The 15,474-nt window shown below is 63.6% G+C and carries 14 protein-coding genes; 2 read left to right on the top strand and 12 right to left on the bottom strand.

Annotated elements, in window-relative coordinates:
* Positions 1-10: 10 nt before the first annotated feature.
* From V7773_RS04640 to V7773_RS04595, 10 genes are all read right to left on the bottom strand, one after another.
* Positions 11-676, bottom strand: coding sequence for an amino acid ABC transporter permease (locus tag V7773_RS04640; protein WP_060742046.1), 666 nt, complete (start codon positions 674-676; stop codon positions 11-13).
* Complete coding sequence (lhpI, locus tag V7773_RS04635) at positions 669-2,444, bottom strand: cis-3-hydroxy-L-proline dehydratase (RefSeq protein WP_092145824.1); 1,776 nt, start codon at positions 2,442-2,444, stop codon at positions 669-671. The genes V7773_RS04640 and lhpI overlap by 8 nt, the downstream gene beginning before the upstream one ends.
* 10 nt (positions 2,445-2,454) lie before the next feature.
* On the bottom strand, positions 2,455-3,273 hold the full coding sequence (locus V7773_RS04630) for an ABC transporter substrate-binding protein (RefSeq protein ID WP_063320811.1): 819 nt from the start codon (positions 3,271-3,273) through the stop codon (positions 2,455-2,457).
* Positions 3,274-3,506: 233 nt separating this feature from the next.
* Positions 3,507-4,256: an AraC family transcriptional regulator gene (locus tag V7773_RS04625; RefSeq protein ID WP_092225212.1), complete on the bottom strand. Its 750-nt coding sequence runs from the start codon at positions 4,254-4,256 to the stop codon at positions 3,507-3,509.
* Positions 4,257-4,376: 120 nt separating this feature from the next.
* Positions 4,377-5,633 carry an FAD/NAD(P)-binding oxidoreductase gene (locus V7773_RS04620; RefSeq protein WP_336072472.1) on the bottom strand — a complete coding sequence of 419 codons (1,257 nt, stop codon included), beginning with the start codon at positions 5,631-5,633 and terminating at the stop codon, positions 4,377-4,379.
* Positions 5,630-5,866 (bottom strand): 2Fe-2S iron-sulfur cluster-binding protein, encoded by a 237-nt coding sequence (locus tag V7773_RS04615; RefSeq protein ID WP_336072471.1) that lies wholly within the window; start codon positions 5,864-5,866, stop codon positions 5,630-5,632. Before V7773_RS04615 ends, V7773_RS04620 begins: the two co-directional genes overlap by 4 nt.
* Before the next feature lie 191 nt (positions 5,867-6,057).
* Positions 6,058-7,173, bottom strand: a complete 1,116-nt coding sequence (locus tag V7773_RS04610; RefSeq protein ID WP_336072470.1) for an NAD(P)/FAD-dependent oxidoreductase — start codon at positions 7,171-7,173, stop codon at positions 6,058-6,060.
* Entirely contained in the window at positions 7,170-8,102 is a 933-nt protein-coding gene (locus V7773_RS04605) for a 4-hydroxyproline epimerase (protein WP_336072469.1), read from the bottom strand. Before V7773_RS04605 ends, V7773_RS04610 begins: the two co-directional genes overlap by 4 nt.
* A gap of 112 nt (positions 8,103-8,214) precedes the next feature.
* The gene (locus tag V7773_RS04600; RefSeq protein ID WP_063320817.1) at positions 8,215-8,886 is read right to left on the bottom strand and encodes a GntR family transcriptional regulator; all 672 of its coding nucleotides are present in this window, start codon (positions 8,884-8,886) and stop codon (positions 8,215-8,217) included.
* Between the two features lie 203 nt (positions 8,887-9,089).
* Positions 9,090-10,256: an MFS transporter gene (locus V7773_RS04595; RefSeq protein WP_336072468.1), complete on the bottom strand. Its 1,167-nt coding sequence runs from the start codon at positions 10,254-10,256 to the stop codon at positions 9,090-9,092.
* Positions 10,257-10,392: 136 nt separating this feature from the next.
* On the opposite strand from V7773_RS04595, the gene V7773_RS04590 reads away from it, so the two are divergent.
* A complete protein-coding gene (locus V7773_RS04590; protein WP_336072467.1) occupies positions 10,393-11,784 on the top strand; it encodes an aminotransferase-like domain-containing protein in 1,392 nt (463 codons plus the stop codon).
* Positions 11,785-11,984: 200 nt separating this feature from the next.
* Positions 11,985-14,126, top strand: a complete 2,142-nt coding sequence (locus tag V7773_RS04585; RefSeq protein WP_336072466.1) for a TonB-dependent siderophore receptor — start codon at positions 11,985-11,987, stop codon at positions 14,124-14,126.
* A 66-nt stretch (positions 14,127-14,192) separates the two neighbouring features.
* Here the strand turns inward: V7773_RS04585 and V7773_RS04580 are convergent, their stop codons facing one another.
* On the bottom strand, positions 14,193-14,927 hold the full coding sequence (locus V7773_RS04580; protein WP_336072465.1) for an SDR family NAD(P)-dependent oxidoreductase: 735 nt from the start codon (positions 14,925-14,927) through the stop codon (positions 14,193-14,195).
* 250 nt (positions 14,928-15,177) lie between these two features.
* The gene (locus tag V7773_RS04575; protein ID WP_025213530.1) at positions 15,178-15,384 is read right to left on the bottom strand and encodes a tautomerase family protein; all 207 of its coding nucleotides are present in this window, start codon (positions 15,382-15,384) and stop codon (positions 15,178-15,180) included.
* Positions 15,385-15,474: the final 90 nt, after the last annotated feature.

Raw genomic sequence — 15,474 nt, 5'->3', positions numbered from 1 at the left:
CCCACGCTCCTCAATACCGAAACAGCCGCCAGGACAACAGCCGGGCCAACCCGACGATCAGCTTGGCGATCAGGTAATACAGCACCGCCGCGAGGGCGAAGTATTCGAAGGTGCGGAAGGTCTTGACGTTGTATTCCTGGGTGACACCGGTGAGGTCGTTGTTCAGGCCGACGACCACGCCCAGGGACGTCATCAACACCGCCCAGACCATCTGGTTGGTCAACGGGTAGAACACGATGCGCAACAGTTGCGGGACGATGATCATCCGGTACGCCTGGAAGGCGCTCATCCCCAAGGAGCGGGCGGCGCGCATTTGCGTACCGGGCACGGCCTTGAGACCGCCGCGAAAGTTTTCCGCCAGGTAGCCGGCGTTGTTGAAGGTGATCCCGGCCAGCAAGGCCAGCCAGGAACTGACGTGCAGCCCGAGGGAGCCGAGGCCGAAGTAGAGGATGTAGATCTGGAACAGCGAGGGCGTGTTGCGGGCGATGGACACCCAGCCATTGCCCACGCCCCGCAGCAAGCGATTCGGGGCCTGGCGCATTACCGTCAGCACCAGGGCGATCAGTACGCCGAAAATCATCGACAGCGCAGCGGTCTCGAACGTCACCCAGGCCCCGGCGAGCATGTCGGGCAGGGCGCGCAAGGCCGGGCGCCATTGGAAGCTGTAGTCAAACATGGGGCTGGCTCCCGGTGCGGGTGGGTTGCAGCCACGTCGGCGGCTGGCCGGCGGTTGCGGCGGTACACGCGGCCTCGACGCATTCGGCAAGGGCGGCAAAGTGCACGCCGCGACCGACCAGGCCGGGTGCGTAGTGGGCGTATTTGCCGGAATTGGTCATCAGGGTGGTGGCGTGGGGCGGGATCACCGGTTCGCCCAACATGCACCAGCAGGTGTCGGTCACCAGCACTGCACCGAAGGTCTCGATGGCGGCCAGATACCCGGCTCTGCGCGCCTGTTCCAACACCGTCCGACCGCAGGTGATCGCCAGCACCACATACGGATGCTTGACCCGACCGGCGCACAAGGTAGCGAGGGTGGCGAATTCACTGAGGGAGAAATGCGGATTGCCCAGGGACACCACGTCCACCCAGTTGTCCCGGGCGCTGTTGAGCTCACGCCAACTGGCAAGCAGGCCTGCGGCATCGACGCTTTCCTGCGCCAAGGTGACGTCGCGCTCCAGGACATCGGCCGGATCGAGTGCTTCGGGCGTCACCCCGGCGATGTGGAACAGCGGCGCAGCGCTGGTGGTGGCGAACGCGGCGCCAAAGGCCTTGAGGTCGTCCAGGGTGGGCGCGGCGTGTTCCAGGCCACGTATCAACGGAATGCGCCGGCCTGCCAGGCCGCCGATGTGATAGCCCAGCAGCGGATAGAAACTGTCATCGACGTGACCCAGCGCCGGCACGTCGACGATCAGCCGGGCCTTGCGCGGGTCGTCGAGATGGCAGCCGGTCAACGGCGCTCGCCCGCACAGGGCAATGCAGATATCGAGGAAGTCCGGGTACTTCTGCGTACGCGCGCCCAGCACGCTGTTGGCGTAGACCACGGCGTTGGATTCAGCCCAGACGATTTGTTCGCCGGCCTTTGGCGCGGTGTCCAGCAGGTAGGGCGCGCAGGTGAAACTCAGTTGCGCGCCCATCGCCATGTAGGCATCGCCCAAGGCACTGGCCGGCTCGCCCAAGGCCGGATCGACACCCAGTTCCCGCCAGCGCCGCTGGTCCACGGAGATGGAGTTGAGCGTGGTGGGGACGCGAACCTTTGCCCCCCACTGCACCAGTTGCTCGGCAAAGCGCAGGCTGGCTGGACCTGTGTAGATGCAGCCGTCGATGTGGGCCTGGGTCACGTCCAGCAGTTGCGTGGCGCCCTGGATCTCGGCCATGCGCAGCACGATCTGCATCGCCACTTGGGCAGCCTTGCCGTGGGTGCCGTCGAGCAATGCCCGGTCCTGTTCGTTCAGCTCCAGGGTTGAGAAAGTGGACGGCTGCGGCGCTGCGTCGGAACCTTGCCAACCGTCGTTTGGGGGCCGGCCAGACAGTGTCAGGACGTCGCCTTCCAGGCGCACGAAACCCTGGCCGCGCAGCCCGTTGAAGGCCTCGTGTCCCACGCACAGCACCGGCAGCGAACGCTGGAAAATCACCTGCGCCACCAGCACGCCCAAAGTCAGGATTTCATCGGCTTCGGCGAGCACCAGGGCCGCGGGTGCGTGGCCGTTGCTGATCAGTTCCATCAAGACGCTGCTGCCGGTGCAGGAACCGCGTCCGCTGGGGATCGCCAGCACGCGCCCCGCCAGGCGCTGACCACTCAAGGGATGGTGGCGGTCGATGACTTCGCCGCTGGCTGGATCGACCCCGCCCCAGAAACTCAGCCCCACCTCGGCGAACAGCAGGGCGCCCTGGGCGGCACCCTCCACCAGGCTGCGGCCTTTCACACGGACAGGCGTGCTTGGCATGCGCCGATCCTCAGTAATAGACCTGGGGAACGGTCAGGTTGGCCGGCGGGATGTCGCTGCCCACCCATTTGACGAACAGTTCCTTGTAGCGGCCCGTGCGCACCTGCTGGTTGACGAACAGGTTGAGGTAGTTGAGCAGGCCGTATTCGCTGCGCTTGGCACCGAGGGACACGTAGTCGATGACGTAGGGCGCATCACCGGCGATCTTCAGGCCCTTGTACTTGCCCGACTTGATGGTCGCGGCGGCCACGGTGTTGGTCACCACGGTGGCATCGATGTGCCCCTGGGCGACGGCCAGCAAGGTGTCGTTCTGCGACTGGTAGGCGCGGAAGCTGCCGCTGCCCCAACTCTTCTGGTCCTTCTCCAGGGCGATGGCTTCGTAGGTGCTGCTGGTATTGCCCAGGGCTTTGCCCTTGAGGTCGGCGTAGCTGTTGATGCCAGTGTTGTCGCGGGTCAGCACGACCATCTGGAAGGCGAAGTAGGGCACGGTCAGGCCCACGGTCTTGGCTCGCTCCAAGGTGTCGGATGTGGAGGCGACGATGACATCGGCGCGACCGGACAGCAGCGCGGGGATTCGGTCGGAGAATGGGGTTTCCACCACTTCGGCATCTACACCGAGGACCTTCGCCAGATCGTTGCAATAGTCCACGTCGAATCCCGCCGGTTTATTGCTTTCGTCGCGAAAGCCCATCGGGGGGAAGTCCAGGGTCACGGCGCAACGCAGCTTGCCGGAGCCGATGATGTCGTCGAGCTTGTCGGCGTGGGCGGGGGCGATGAAAAGCGGGGTGAGGACAACGCTGAGGGCTACGGCCAATGCAGGGTTTTTCATAAATGCCTCGCTGTCGAATAAATGCGGTGAGATATCGTATTGAGGATTTCGTATACGATATTAGATAAGCAATCAGCGTGCCTGTTTCTGGTAGCGCCACAGCAATGCCACCGGAGGGCTGGTCTAGAGGCTTTCATGCCGGGCGGTAACGAGCAGGGCAAGGGTGGTGCTGGCGCCAGGGTGTTACAGATAGGAGCACCCACGGGGCTCGATGCCCCATGAGGGAACAAGGGTCAGCGCTGATTCTCGCGATATTGGCTGGGGGACAGGCTGGTCAGGGCCCGGAACTGGCGGCTGAAGGCGCTGTGGTCGGTGTAACCGCAGCGCAGGGCGATCTCGGTGATCGGCAGGTCTTTGTCGAGTAACAGCCGTGAGGCTTCTTCCAGCCGTGCCTTGTGAATCATCTGTCGCGGTGTGAGTTGAAAGATGCGTTTGCAGTGCCGCTCCAATTGCGCCACCGACAATTCGGCAATGGCGGTCAGCTCGGCAAGGCTGATGGGGCGGGCGAAGTGCTGCTTGATATGGGCGTCCACCGCCGCCAGTTTGTGGAACGCCGGATGGCCCGATTGTGGCAGTTGCAGGTCGCGGGAAATACCGGCCAGGCCGACGATCTGGCCGTTTGGATCGTGCAGGGCGAGCTTGTGGGTCAGGCACCATACAGGTTGGTTGCCGTAATACAAATGCAGTTCGAGCTGGTCGGCCAACTCCCGCCCGCTGGCCAGCACCCGGCGGTCCTGTTCGGTGTACAGCGGGCCGAAGCGCTCGGGGAACACCTGTTCGGCGGTGAGGCCGAGCAGGTCGCCGCTGTGTTTGAAACCGCAGCGGCGGGCCAGGGTCTGGTTGACGAAGGCGTAGCGGGCCTGCTTGTCCTTGATGAAAAACACCACGTCCGCGAGGGTGTCCAGCAGCGCGGAGATGGGCTGCAGGCTGCGCAGCAGGGTGTCGAGGTCGCAGGGGGCGAAGGGGGTGAGCGAGGGGTACATGGCCGGCATTGTCTTTTTTGTGGGAGCGATGTCGGAGTGTCAATCGAAAATGCGCCGTCTGTCACGCCGCTATCGCGAGCAGGCTCGCTCCCACAGGGGATTGGGGTGAGTGCAGATCAGTCAGGTGGGTGGGGTTTCTTCCAGGGCCAGCAAGGTTTCGATTCGCGCCGGGCTGAAGGGCGGGCGGGGGGCGGGCGGTGTCCAGCCGAACAGGTGTTCCAGGGCGGCGCCGCACACTCGGCCCTGGCAGGCGCCCATGCCGCAGCGGCTTGCCAGTTTTGCTTCGCGCCAGTTTTCGTGGCCGACCAGTTCGCCGTACGGTACGTCTTCGCAGCGGCAGACCAGGGTGTCGCTGCGGGCCAGGGCCTTGAGCCGTGGATCGAGGACGAAGGCCTTGTTCAATGCCCTGGCGAAACCCTGCCAACGTGCGCGGCGCGGCCACAGTTGCTGGGCAGCCGCGCTATTGCCGACGGCGGCATGGCCGGCGATGGCGCCTTCCACCAGCGCCAGTTCGCTGCCGCCGAAACCGGTGCATTCGCCTGCCGCATAATGTTCATGGCGAGTGGTCGCTTGCCAGGCGTCAACCGTCAGCGCCTGGTCTTCAACCGCGCAACCCAGGGCCTGGCCTAATTGGGTATTGGGAATGAGCCCGAAACCACAGGCGAGCCGGTCGCAGGCCAATTCAATCGTCTTGCCTTGCTGATGCAGGCGCACGCCCTCCAGCCGTTCCCGGCCGAGCGCTTCTACCACGTGGGTGTCGGTGCGGTAGTGCCGGTCGAACAGACTGAACGATTGGAAAAACTTCCCCGGCCAGCGCGGCAGTTGTGCGGCGAAACCGGCGACGGCGCCGCGACGGGCCTGCTCGGCGATGCGCAGCACCTGTGCACCTTGATGCTTTGCCGTGGCGGCGCTGGCCAGCAGCAAGGGGCCGCTGCCGGCGATGACCAGCCGTTCGCCGCGCACCGGCAAGCCACCCTTGATCAGCGCCTGCAAGCCGCCAGCACCGGTCACGCCGGGGAGTGTCCAGCCGGGAAACGGGAGCAGTCGTTCGCGGGCACCGGTGCAGAGAATCAAGCGCTCGTAGCTGATCTGCCAGCCGCGCTCGGCATCTTCCACCAGCAAGGTTTTATCCGCCGCGCAGGCGATCACACGGGTGCCGGCATGGCAACGTACGTTGGCGCAGGTTTGCAGTTGCTCGCGCAGGCGTCGGGCGGAGCTGGGCAGGTTGGCCTGGGGGCCGTCGCGCCAGATCTGCCCACCGGGCAGCGGGTTGTCGTCGAGCAGCACGATGCGCGCGCCGCTGCTGGCTGCGGCGAGGGCAGCGGCCATGCCGGCGGGGCCGGCGCCGATGATCAGCAGGTCGGTGGTTTCGTTCATGGTCGGGTCTGGACCTGCATGCCGTCGAGGCACAAGGTCTGGCAGGCCAGGCGTCGACGACCGTCGATCAGCACCCGGCACTCCTGGCAGATACCCATGCCGCACAAGGGCGCACGGCGCTGGCCGCTGATCGAGGTGCGACTGCAACCATCCGCGCCCAACGCCAATGCCGCCGCGACGCTGGTGCCGTTGGCCACTGACAAGGGCTGGCCGTCGAGGAATAGATCAGGCATAGGAGCAATCCTCCAGGGGTAAAGGGATATCAGCGCCCAACGCCCATCCCGTGGCGAGGGAGCTTGCTCGCGCTGGGGCGCGCAGCGGCCCCGACAACGATCTGACAACTCGGTGTACCAGGCCAGTCCAGGGGACTGCTGCGCAATCCGGCGGGAGCAAGCTCCCTCGCCACAAGGACTTGTGTCGGGCTTCAAGCATGGGCCGGCTCTCCAAGGAAACGCTGCGGCAGGTAAGCTTGAGGCGCGAGCGGCGAGGTTTCGTTGAACAGTTGGGCGACCAGCAGGTCAGCCGTCGCCGGTGCCGTGGTGACCCCCAGGCCTTCGTGACCCACCGCCAGCCACAGTCCCTGGCGCTGTGGATGTTGGCCCACCAGGGGCAAGCCGTCGGGGCTCGCTGCACGAAAACCGGTCCAGGCCCTGATGCCGTTCAAATGCGCCAATCCTGGCAGGTATTCGACGGCGCGCTTGAGCATCTTCGCCAGCATCCAGCCTTCCACCTGAGGGTCAAGCGTGCCGAACTGCCGCGAGGCGCCAATGAACAATTGCCCGGTCGGGCGCGGCTGTATATTGCACGCCACTGACGGTCCGCTGGCGTTATGGGCGCTGGTGACATAGCCCAGTTCCACCAGGGTGTGGGTGACGGTAGCGGGGTAGCGGTCGGTGATCAGCAGGTGGCCCTTCTTCGGCACGATCGGCAGCTCCGGGCACAAATCAGTGGCCTGGATGCCATTGGCGAGGACCACCGCTTCGGCGCTCAACCAGCGACCGTCGTCAAGGCGCACGCGATGACCGTCAACTTCGCTGACCTGCGCCCGCTGCTGGCGAATGGTGGGCGCGTCCAGCATCCAGCGCGCGGCCGCCGGGGCGTAGAGGATGCCGTCACCCTTGATCAGCAACCCACCTTCCAGCCCCGGGCGCAGCTCGGGTTCACGCTGATGCAGCGCGGCGTGGCCGATCAGCTCACAGGCTTCGCCATGGGCCAGCAGGTTCAGGTATTTGCTATGGGCCACCGCCATTTCTTCGGCATTGGCCGCCAGCCACAAGGTGCCGTTGTTGCGCCAGGCGCAGCCGTCGGGCAGGGCTGGGGCCAGCTCGCGCCAGCGTTGCAGGGAATATTGACTGAGGGCCAGCTCCGCCGGGTTGTCATCGAGCACCAGCAGGTGCCCCATGCCGGCCGCCGTGGCGCCGTGCCAACCGGCGTCCAGCACCAACACGTTGACGTTGCGTCGGGCCAATGCCTGGGCACAGGCCGCACCGATGATGCCCGCGCCGATGATGATCACGTCGGCGACATGGCCCTCGCTCACGGACGAATGCCCCAGGCGAACGGGTCATCGGCTTCGATGATCAGTGTGGTTTCGGCGCTGATGTAGGCGCGACCGCGAATGGTCGGCACGATGCGCTCGCCCGAGCGCTCGTAGGAGCCCTCGAACTCGCTGCCAATGACACTGGCCTGGCGCCAGATCTGGCCGGGTTGCAGTTTTCCATCGGCCGCCAGGCACGCCAGTTTGGCGCTGGTGCCGGTACCGCAAGGGGAGCGGTCATAGGCCTTGCCGGGACAGAGCACGAAGTTGCGGCTGTCGGCTTGCGGGTCGTCGGCAAACAGTTCGATGTGGTCGATCAAGCCGCCGTCCTCGCCGCGAAAACCCTGCTGCTCCAAGGTTTGCTGTACGGCGTAGGTGTAGGCGGTCAACGCGTCGAGGTTATCGCCGGCCACGCGTTGGCCATGTTCGGCGATCAGGAAAAACCAATTACCGCCCCAGGCCACGTCGCCCACCACCTGGCCGATGCCGGGCACCTCCAGGGCCAGGGCCTTGCGGTAACGGTAGGCCGGCACGTTGCGTACGCTGACCGAGCGGTCTTCGTGCAAGGTTGCCTGTACCGTGCCCACCGGGGTTTCGATGCTGTGCACGCCGGGGCCGATCCTGCCCAGGTGGGCCAGTGATGCCACCAGGCCGATGGTGCCGTGGCCGCACATGCCCAGGTAGCCGCTGTTGTTGAAAAAGATCACGCCGGCACAGGCGCTCGGGTCCACCGGCTCGCAGAGCAGCGCCCCCACCAGCACATCGCTGCCCCGCGGTTCCAGCACGCAGGCGGTGCGCCAGGCGTCGTGTTCCGTGGCCAGGCGTTGCTTACGCTCGGCCATGCTGCCCTGGCCCAGGTCAGGAAAACCGCCAGTGACCAGTCGGGTCGGTTCGCCGCCGGTATGGGAGTCGATCACGGTGATGCGTTTCATGGGAGGGCCACGTCCGTTCAGATGAGTGACGGCAAGCGTGGCCCGCGCCAGGGGGCGACGGCTTGATGGTTTTACCTGTCGCCGATGACGAAATCGGCACAGTGCCGGCCCATCAATGGCTGGAAGGCAGGAACTTGAACAAGGTCTCGCAGACCCCGGCGATGTGTTCGTCCAGCAGCATCACGGCTCGCTCGACGTCACCGGCGCGGCAGGCCTTGATGATTTCCCGGTGCTCGTGATCGGCGCGCTCCTTGCCGGCCGAAAGGCTCATCTGCATGCGCAAATAACGCTCCAGCTTGTCGTGGACCGAGCGGATCAGACTCACCATGAACGGCCGCTGCGCCGGTTCGTAGAGGCAGGCATGCAGCTGCCAGTTCAGTTCCGCCCAACGCCCTACGTCGTCTTCACCGATGAACTCCCGGCAGATGCTTTCGGCGCGGGCGAAGGTGGCTTCGGTCATGTTGGGAATCGCCAGGCGCAGTACTTTGTCTTCCAGCAGCATCCGCACTTCGAACATTTGCGCCAGCTCTGCCTCGGAAATGCGCGTCACCATCGCCCCGCGATTGCGCTGAAACATCACCAGGCCCTCGGCCTCCAGGCGCTTGAGGGCTTCGCGCACGGGGATCTTGCTGACGTTGAACTGCCGGGCGATGTCATCCTGGCGAATAGGCTCGTCCTCGGCAAAGTGCCCGGCCACGATGGCATCGCGCAGATGGCGGGTGATGATTTCCGAGGTGGAAGGGGTGTTGCCCAGATCAGGCAGGTTGAACTTGGATAAAGTCACGGCGGCGGGTCGTTCGGCTTAGGTGGGGATATGGTATACGACTTTGCCGAGCGCAGTGTCGAGCTGTCCAAGGCTTCCCCAATCCTTCAGTCAGCCTCTGTGGCGAGGGAGCTTGCTCCCGCTCGATTGCGCAGCAATCGCAGAATGTTGGGGTCGCTGCGCAACCCAGCGGGAGCAAGCTCCCTCGCCACCGGTTGGTTGTTTCAGCCGTGGGACAGGTGGCTCACATAAGCCTCGGTCCGGACGATGCGCCATCCGGTAACAGACACCCCAGCCAATAACGCCAGGCCGAACACGATCAACGCCACGTCCGCGCCGAAATGATCGGCCAGCAACCCGGTCACCACCACCGGGATGCTGAACCCGACATAGGCGAACAGGAAAAACCCGGCACTGACCCGGGCCTTTTCCGCGCCAGCCATGGCCGTGACGGCCGACAACCCACCCAGGTACAGGAAACCGTAGCAAGCGCTGCTGGCGCCCAGCGCTCCCAGCAACACGGCGAGCAGGGAGCCGGCGCTCGCGCCCCAGGCCAGCAACGCGTAGCTCGCAGGCAGGATCAACAGGCCCAAGCCCGTGGCCCTGGCCGGCTGCATGCGTCGAACCCAGGGCTGGAAGAGCAAGCCGCAACTGATCACCGTAAAGGTCGACAGGCCCGACCAACGCTGCAAGTCGTGGGTCGCCAGCACCGATGGCAATATGGCGATGACCAGGCCCGAGGTCGCCCAGGCCAACAGCATGGAAAAACTGTAGGGCAGGCTGCCGGCGGGAAACAACGGCAGGCGCAGCAACGGTGCATCTTTGATTTTCTGCGCCGGGTCCGGTAAGCGCCAGACCACGACGATCGCCATTGCAGCCAGCATCAACTGCAACCAGAAGCTGCCGGGCGTGGCGCTGTGATGGACGAACAGGAACAGACTGGTCAACGCCGCGCCCAGGCCAAAGCCCAGGGAGGTGCTGGCGGTGACCCGGTTGGCCGGCGAGCGGGGATCGCGGGTTGCCATGAGCTCGGCCATATAGGCGGTTGATGTGGCCGAGGCCAGCCCTGTGCCGACCCCCATCATCAGGCGCGCCACGCCCAGGGCTTCCAGGCTCGGCCAGAGCAGTGTCACCAGCGTCGCCAGCATCGACAGCCCGAGGGCGACCAGGATCAACGGCTTGCGTCCCATCCGGTCGGCCAGCCCGCCGAACGCCAGCAGGACCGGCAGTACGCCCAGCACATAACCGGAAAACGCCACCGCCGTGGCTCCGGCCCCGTAGCCGGACAACTGCGCGTAGGTGGTGTACAGCGGCGCCTGCAGGTTGACCGCAAGGGTGATCAGGCAAAGGCCGAAAGCCAGTCCCCAGGAATGTCGATGCGATGGGTTCAAGGGTGTTCCTTAGAGGTGTGCATGAAGTCTCGGGGACTATCACTGCCGGGCACAGCGCAAACAAGGAACAGACCCAGGCCATTTGTGCTTAACTGTTCGCTCGAAATTCGAGAACACTTAGCCAAGGGTGCCAGCCGTGGACCTGAAAATTGATCGCAACGTTGCCGAGCCTGTGATCCGGCAGCTCGTGACGCACCTCATGGGCTGGATCAACGCCCATGGCATCCGCCCCGGTGCGCGCATGCCGTCCATTCGTCAACTGGCCCGGGAAAACAGCTTGAGCCTGTCGAGCGTGATCAAGGCCTATGACCAACTCGTTGCCAGCGGGGTGCTGGAGTCTCGACATGGCGCGGGTTTTTTTGTCGCGCAGCAGTTGTTCCGGCCCGTGGAGCCGGAGCCGGAAACGGATAACGCGCGGTGGCGGTTGTTCGACAATGAGTCGACGCAGCTCAAGCTGGGGTGTGGCTGGCTGCCCGATGCCTGGCGCGACGACACCGACCTGGGCCAGGCGATCCGCCAAGTGGTGCGCAGCGACAACCATGCGTTGTTCAACTACAGCACCCCGCTGGGCTCGCCTCATCTGCGCCTGCACCTTCAAAAGCGCCTGGGCCTGATCGATATTCATGTCGACCCGACGCAAATCATTACCACCCAAGGTGCCAGCCAGGGCCTCGACCTGCTGGTGCGAACCCTGCTCAAGCCCGGTGACCTGGTGCTGGTGGAAAGTCCTGGCTACTACAACCTGTTCAATCTGCTGAAACTGAATGGGGTCAAGACCGTGGCGGTGCCGAGAACCGCCCAAGGCCCGGACATCGTCCGCCTGGAACAGCTTCTCGGCGAGCATAAGCCCTCGTATTTCTTCATCAACAGCATGTACCAGAACCCCACTGGCACCAGCCTGGCGCCAAGCGTGGCCTATCGTCTGCTGCAACTGGCAACGGCCCATGACTTTCGCCTCATCGAGGACGATATCTACGCCGATTTCCAGAATGGTCCGACCTCACGCCTGGCCTCCCTGGATGCCCTGGACCGGGTGATCTACCTGGCGAGTTTTTCCAAGACGCTGTCCAGTTCGCTGCGCATCGGTTACGTGGTCGCCCATCCCGAGATCATCCAGCGCCTGGCCGAAGTCAAGATGATTACTGGCATCGGTTGTTCGCTGCTGGCAGAAAACGTGGTGGCGACGTTGCTGGCCAACGGTGCTTATCGCAAGTTGATCCAGCGCTTGCGCCAGCGCCTGAACAAGCAGATGGCAAGTACGCTGCGCCAACTGGACCCAGCCCACTGGGAGGTGTTTGCCGAGCCGCTGGGGGGGATGTTCGTCTGGGCCAGGCCTCGGTACCTGGCGGCACAACGGGTGCAGCAGATCGCCCGGGAGCTGCAAATCCAACTGTCCCAAGGCTCGACGTTCCTGCCCCAGGGCGAGGCGTGCGATTGGTTGCGGTTGAATGTGGCCTATACCCAGGATCATCGGGCGCAGGTGTTCTTCCAGCGGGTGGAGCAGGAGTCGACTGCGGTGGCTCAGTAGGGTTTGGGAGATTGTTCTGCGTCATCGCGAGCAATCCCCTGTGGAGCAAAGCTTGCTCGCGATGACGGACTGACCGGTCACAAAAAATATCGGCGTTAATGGGAATAGATATCAAACAGAAATGAGTTACTGTATCTTTCGCGACACATTCTTGTCAGCCTCCCGATGTGGAGGCTTTTTTCCATTAGGATTGTGCATCGATGCGTCGGATACTCGTTTCACTGTGTGTGCTCCAGGCTTATTCCGTTTCCACCTGGGCTGAACAGCCAGTCCCTGCCAAGCCGGCTTCCCTTGAGTTGCAAGCCACGGATATCGTCGGTAGCGCCGACTATGAATCAGCACAGGGACCGGTGAAGGGCTATCACGCCACCCGTTCGGCCAGTGCCACCCGTACCGACACGGCGATCCATGAAACCCCGCAATCCATTTCCGTGGTGTCTCGCGACGTCGTCGAAGACCTTGGCGCCACGCGTCTGCAGGACGCCCTCGATTACGCTGGAGGGGTCGGCCGGGGTAACAACTTCGGCGGCCAGGGCCTGACTACTTTCACCGTGCGCGGTTTCACTACCGGAGAGTTCTACCGCAACGGTTTCCCGATCAACCGTGGCTATCCGAACATGCCTGACGCCAACACCATCGAGCGGCTGGAAGTCCTGCGCGGCCCGGCCACCATGCTCTATGGCCGGGGCGATCCGGGCGGTACCTTCAACGTGGTGTCCAAGCAGCCGTTGGCCGAGCGCACGGTGACCCTGGGTAGCCAGGTCAGCGACCAGGGGATGCGTCGCGGTACGCTGGACGCGTCCGGCCCGTTGGATGAAGAAGGGCGCCTGGCTTATCGCCTGAACGTGATCGGCGAGGGCGGCGACACGTTCCGCGATCACGTCGAGACCGAGCGTTACGGCGTTGCACCCGTGGTGACCTGGCAGGTCAACGACACCACGCGCCTGACCTTCGAAGGCGACTTCATGCGCAACAATGCGCCGCTGGACCGTGGCTTGACTCATTACGCCGGCCAGCGCGGCACCGCGTCGCGGGATACGTTCTTCGGTGAAAAAGACGTCGGCAAGCTGCATAACGACAACAACATGCTGCAGGTGCGTTTCGAGCACATGCTCAACGACGACTGGACCCTGGCCGGCGGTACCCAATGGCTCGACGGCACCTTGCAGGGCAATGCCATCGAAGGCAACGGCATCGCCGCCGATGGACGCACCCTGGGTCGCAACTTCAACTACCGTAAGCTGGAGTGGACCGACCGCGACACCCAACTCAACCTCACCGGGCATTTTTCCACTGGCGGGTTCGAGCACACGTTGCTGACGGGTATCGAGTATGAGGACTACGATTACCAGTCCATCATCCAGCGCTCCTCCGGCGCCGTCGGGGCCTACCCGATCGATATCTTCGACCCGGTGTATGGCCAGCCACGCCCGGCATTGACGCGCAAGCCCACCGACGACCAGGAAAACCTCAAGACGTTTGGCGTGTTCGTCCAGGATCAGGTGGCGCTGACCGAGCGTTTGAAGCTGTTGGCTGGGGCGCGCTTTGAGCGGTTCGAACATGAGTACGAGACGTTCGTTCCACAGCTGCGGCCCGACAGTAGAAACTGGGATGTCACCGACAGCGCCGTCACTCCGCGCCTGGGGATGATCTACGACCTGACCGACACCGTGGCTGTCTATGCCAACACCGCACGCTCATTCAAACCCAACACCGGTGCCAGACTCCAAGGCGGAGGGTTCAAGCCGGAAGAGGGCAAGTCCTACGAAATGGGTGTCAAGTGGGAAGCGCTGGATCGCCAGTTGAGCGTCGACGCGGCGATCTACCAGATTGAAAAGCGCAATGTACTCACGCCCGACCCGCAGGATGCAACATTCAACGTGGCTGCCGGCGAAGTGCGCAGTCGCGGATTTGACTTGAACGTGGCGGGCAATTTGACGCCACAATGGCGCGTGATCGGTGGTTACGCCTATGTAGATGCCGAAGTGACCAAGGACATCAGCATCCCGTCCGGCACCCGCTTGCTCAACGTGCCCAAGAACTCCTTCAGCCTGTTGAACGTCTACGAGTTCCAGGACGGTGGCCTCAAGGGTCTCGGCCTTGGCGTAGGTGCCAAGTACGTCGATGAGCGGGCCGGCAATACCGCGGCCAGCACCTTTACCATGGACAGCTACACCGTCGTGGACCTGCTCGGTTACTACAAGGTCAACGAGCGGATCCGCCTCAACCTGGACCTGAAGAACCTGTTTGACGCCGACTACGAAGAGGGTGCATTCGGGGGCGTCTATGCCTACCCAGGCGCACCGCGAACCGTGCAGGCCGGCATCTCCTACACGCTCTGAATTCGATGCGTCATGAAAACCCCGAAGGTTCTGCCTTCGGGGTTTTTCTTTTTACCACTTGCCTCTTTACCACTTGCCTGTGCTCATCCCGCCGTCCACCGGCAGTATCGCGCCAGTCGTGAAATCGGCGCCCGCCAGGTACAACACGGCCTCGGCAATTTCCTCGATGGTGCCCACGCGACCGGCTGGGGCCAGGTTGTCGAGGAATGCGCGGTGCGCCGGGTCGTGCATGGGCGTGTCGATGATGCCGGGGGCGACCGCGTTGACCTTGATGTTGTGGGGCGACAACTCCAGGGCCAGGGCGCGGGTCATCTGGTTGACGCCGCCCTTGATCAACACCGGCAGTGCTGCCGGCACCTGGATGTTCGGTTGCAGGGCCACGGCGGCTGAAATGTTGATGATAAAGCCTTGCTGGCGCCCGATCATGTGCGCGGCGGCGGCCTGGCTGGCGTAGACCAGCCCCTTGAGGTTAGTGTCCAGTAGCGCGTCCAAATCCTGGGGGCTGTATTCGACGAAGGGTTTTGGCAGGAAGAAGCCGGCGTTGTTCACCAGCCCGTCAACGGCGCCAAACGCCTCAATGGCTTGGGTGATGAGGGCGGTTGAGGTGGCCGGGTCAGCGATGTCGCCGGCCACGCCGATGAAGCCGGCCGGGTGGCCGAGGTCGGCGGCGGCAGCCTCCAGGCCGGACGGGGAGCGGGCATTGCCCACCACGTTGTAACCCCGACCCAGGAACGCTTTGACCAAACCCAGGCCGATCCCGCTGGAAGCGCCGGTGATGATGACGGTTTGTTTGAGGCTCATGATTGACTCCTGATCACATTGAGTTGAACCGGTGCGCCTGTGTTGGCGGTGGTTGAGTTCAGGGTATTGATGCGCCAGGGCTTGATAAATATGGCTTCTGGTACTTGAGTTGATACGTCATGTAATCAATGGCCGGGGCCACACACAATGTTCCCGGCTCGCAAACCCAAGTTCGCCGGTAACGCTCACAGGATTGTCGCAGGCAGAAAAAAGCCCGGTCAGTTGGACCGGGCTCGGAAGGGGCAGGGCGTTATTCCTTGGGAAGACTTCGATACTCCGTCGTGGTCATGCCCGCGTATCCCCAGTTATCCGTGTCGACTTCCTCGATCACGATGTGGGTCAAATGCGGGTCCTTGCCCAGTACGCGCTGGAGGGTTTCGGTGATTTCGGAAATCACCTGGGCTTTCTGTTCACGGGTGACGCCGTCTCGGGTAATTCGCACATTGACGAAAGGCATGTTGCACTCCAACTGATGGAAATGAGCGCAGGACAACCCTGCGCGGTGGAAGGCCACTGTATTTATACGCCGCAGACTGATAAACAGGCC

Origin of the sequence: Pseudomonas sp. 3JA (genome assembly GCF_036961705.1) — a bacterium.
GTDB classification, from domain to species: Bacteria; Pseudomonadota; Gammaproteobacteria; order Pseudomonadales; family Pseudomonadaceae; genus Aquipseudomonas; species Aquipseudomonas fluorescens_Q.
The sequence above is the reverse complement of the archived record's forward strand: the minus strand, read 5'-3'. Positions and strand labels throughout refer to the sequence as shown.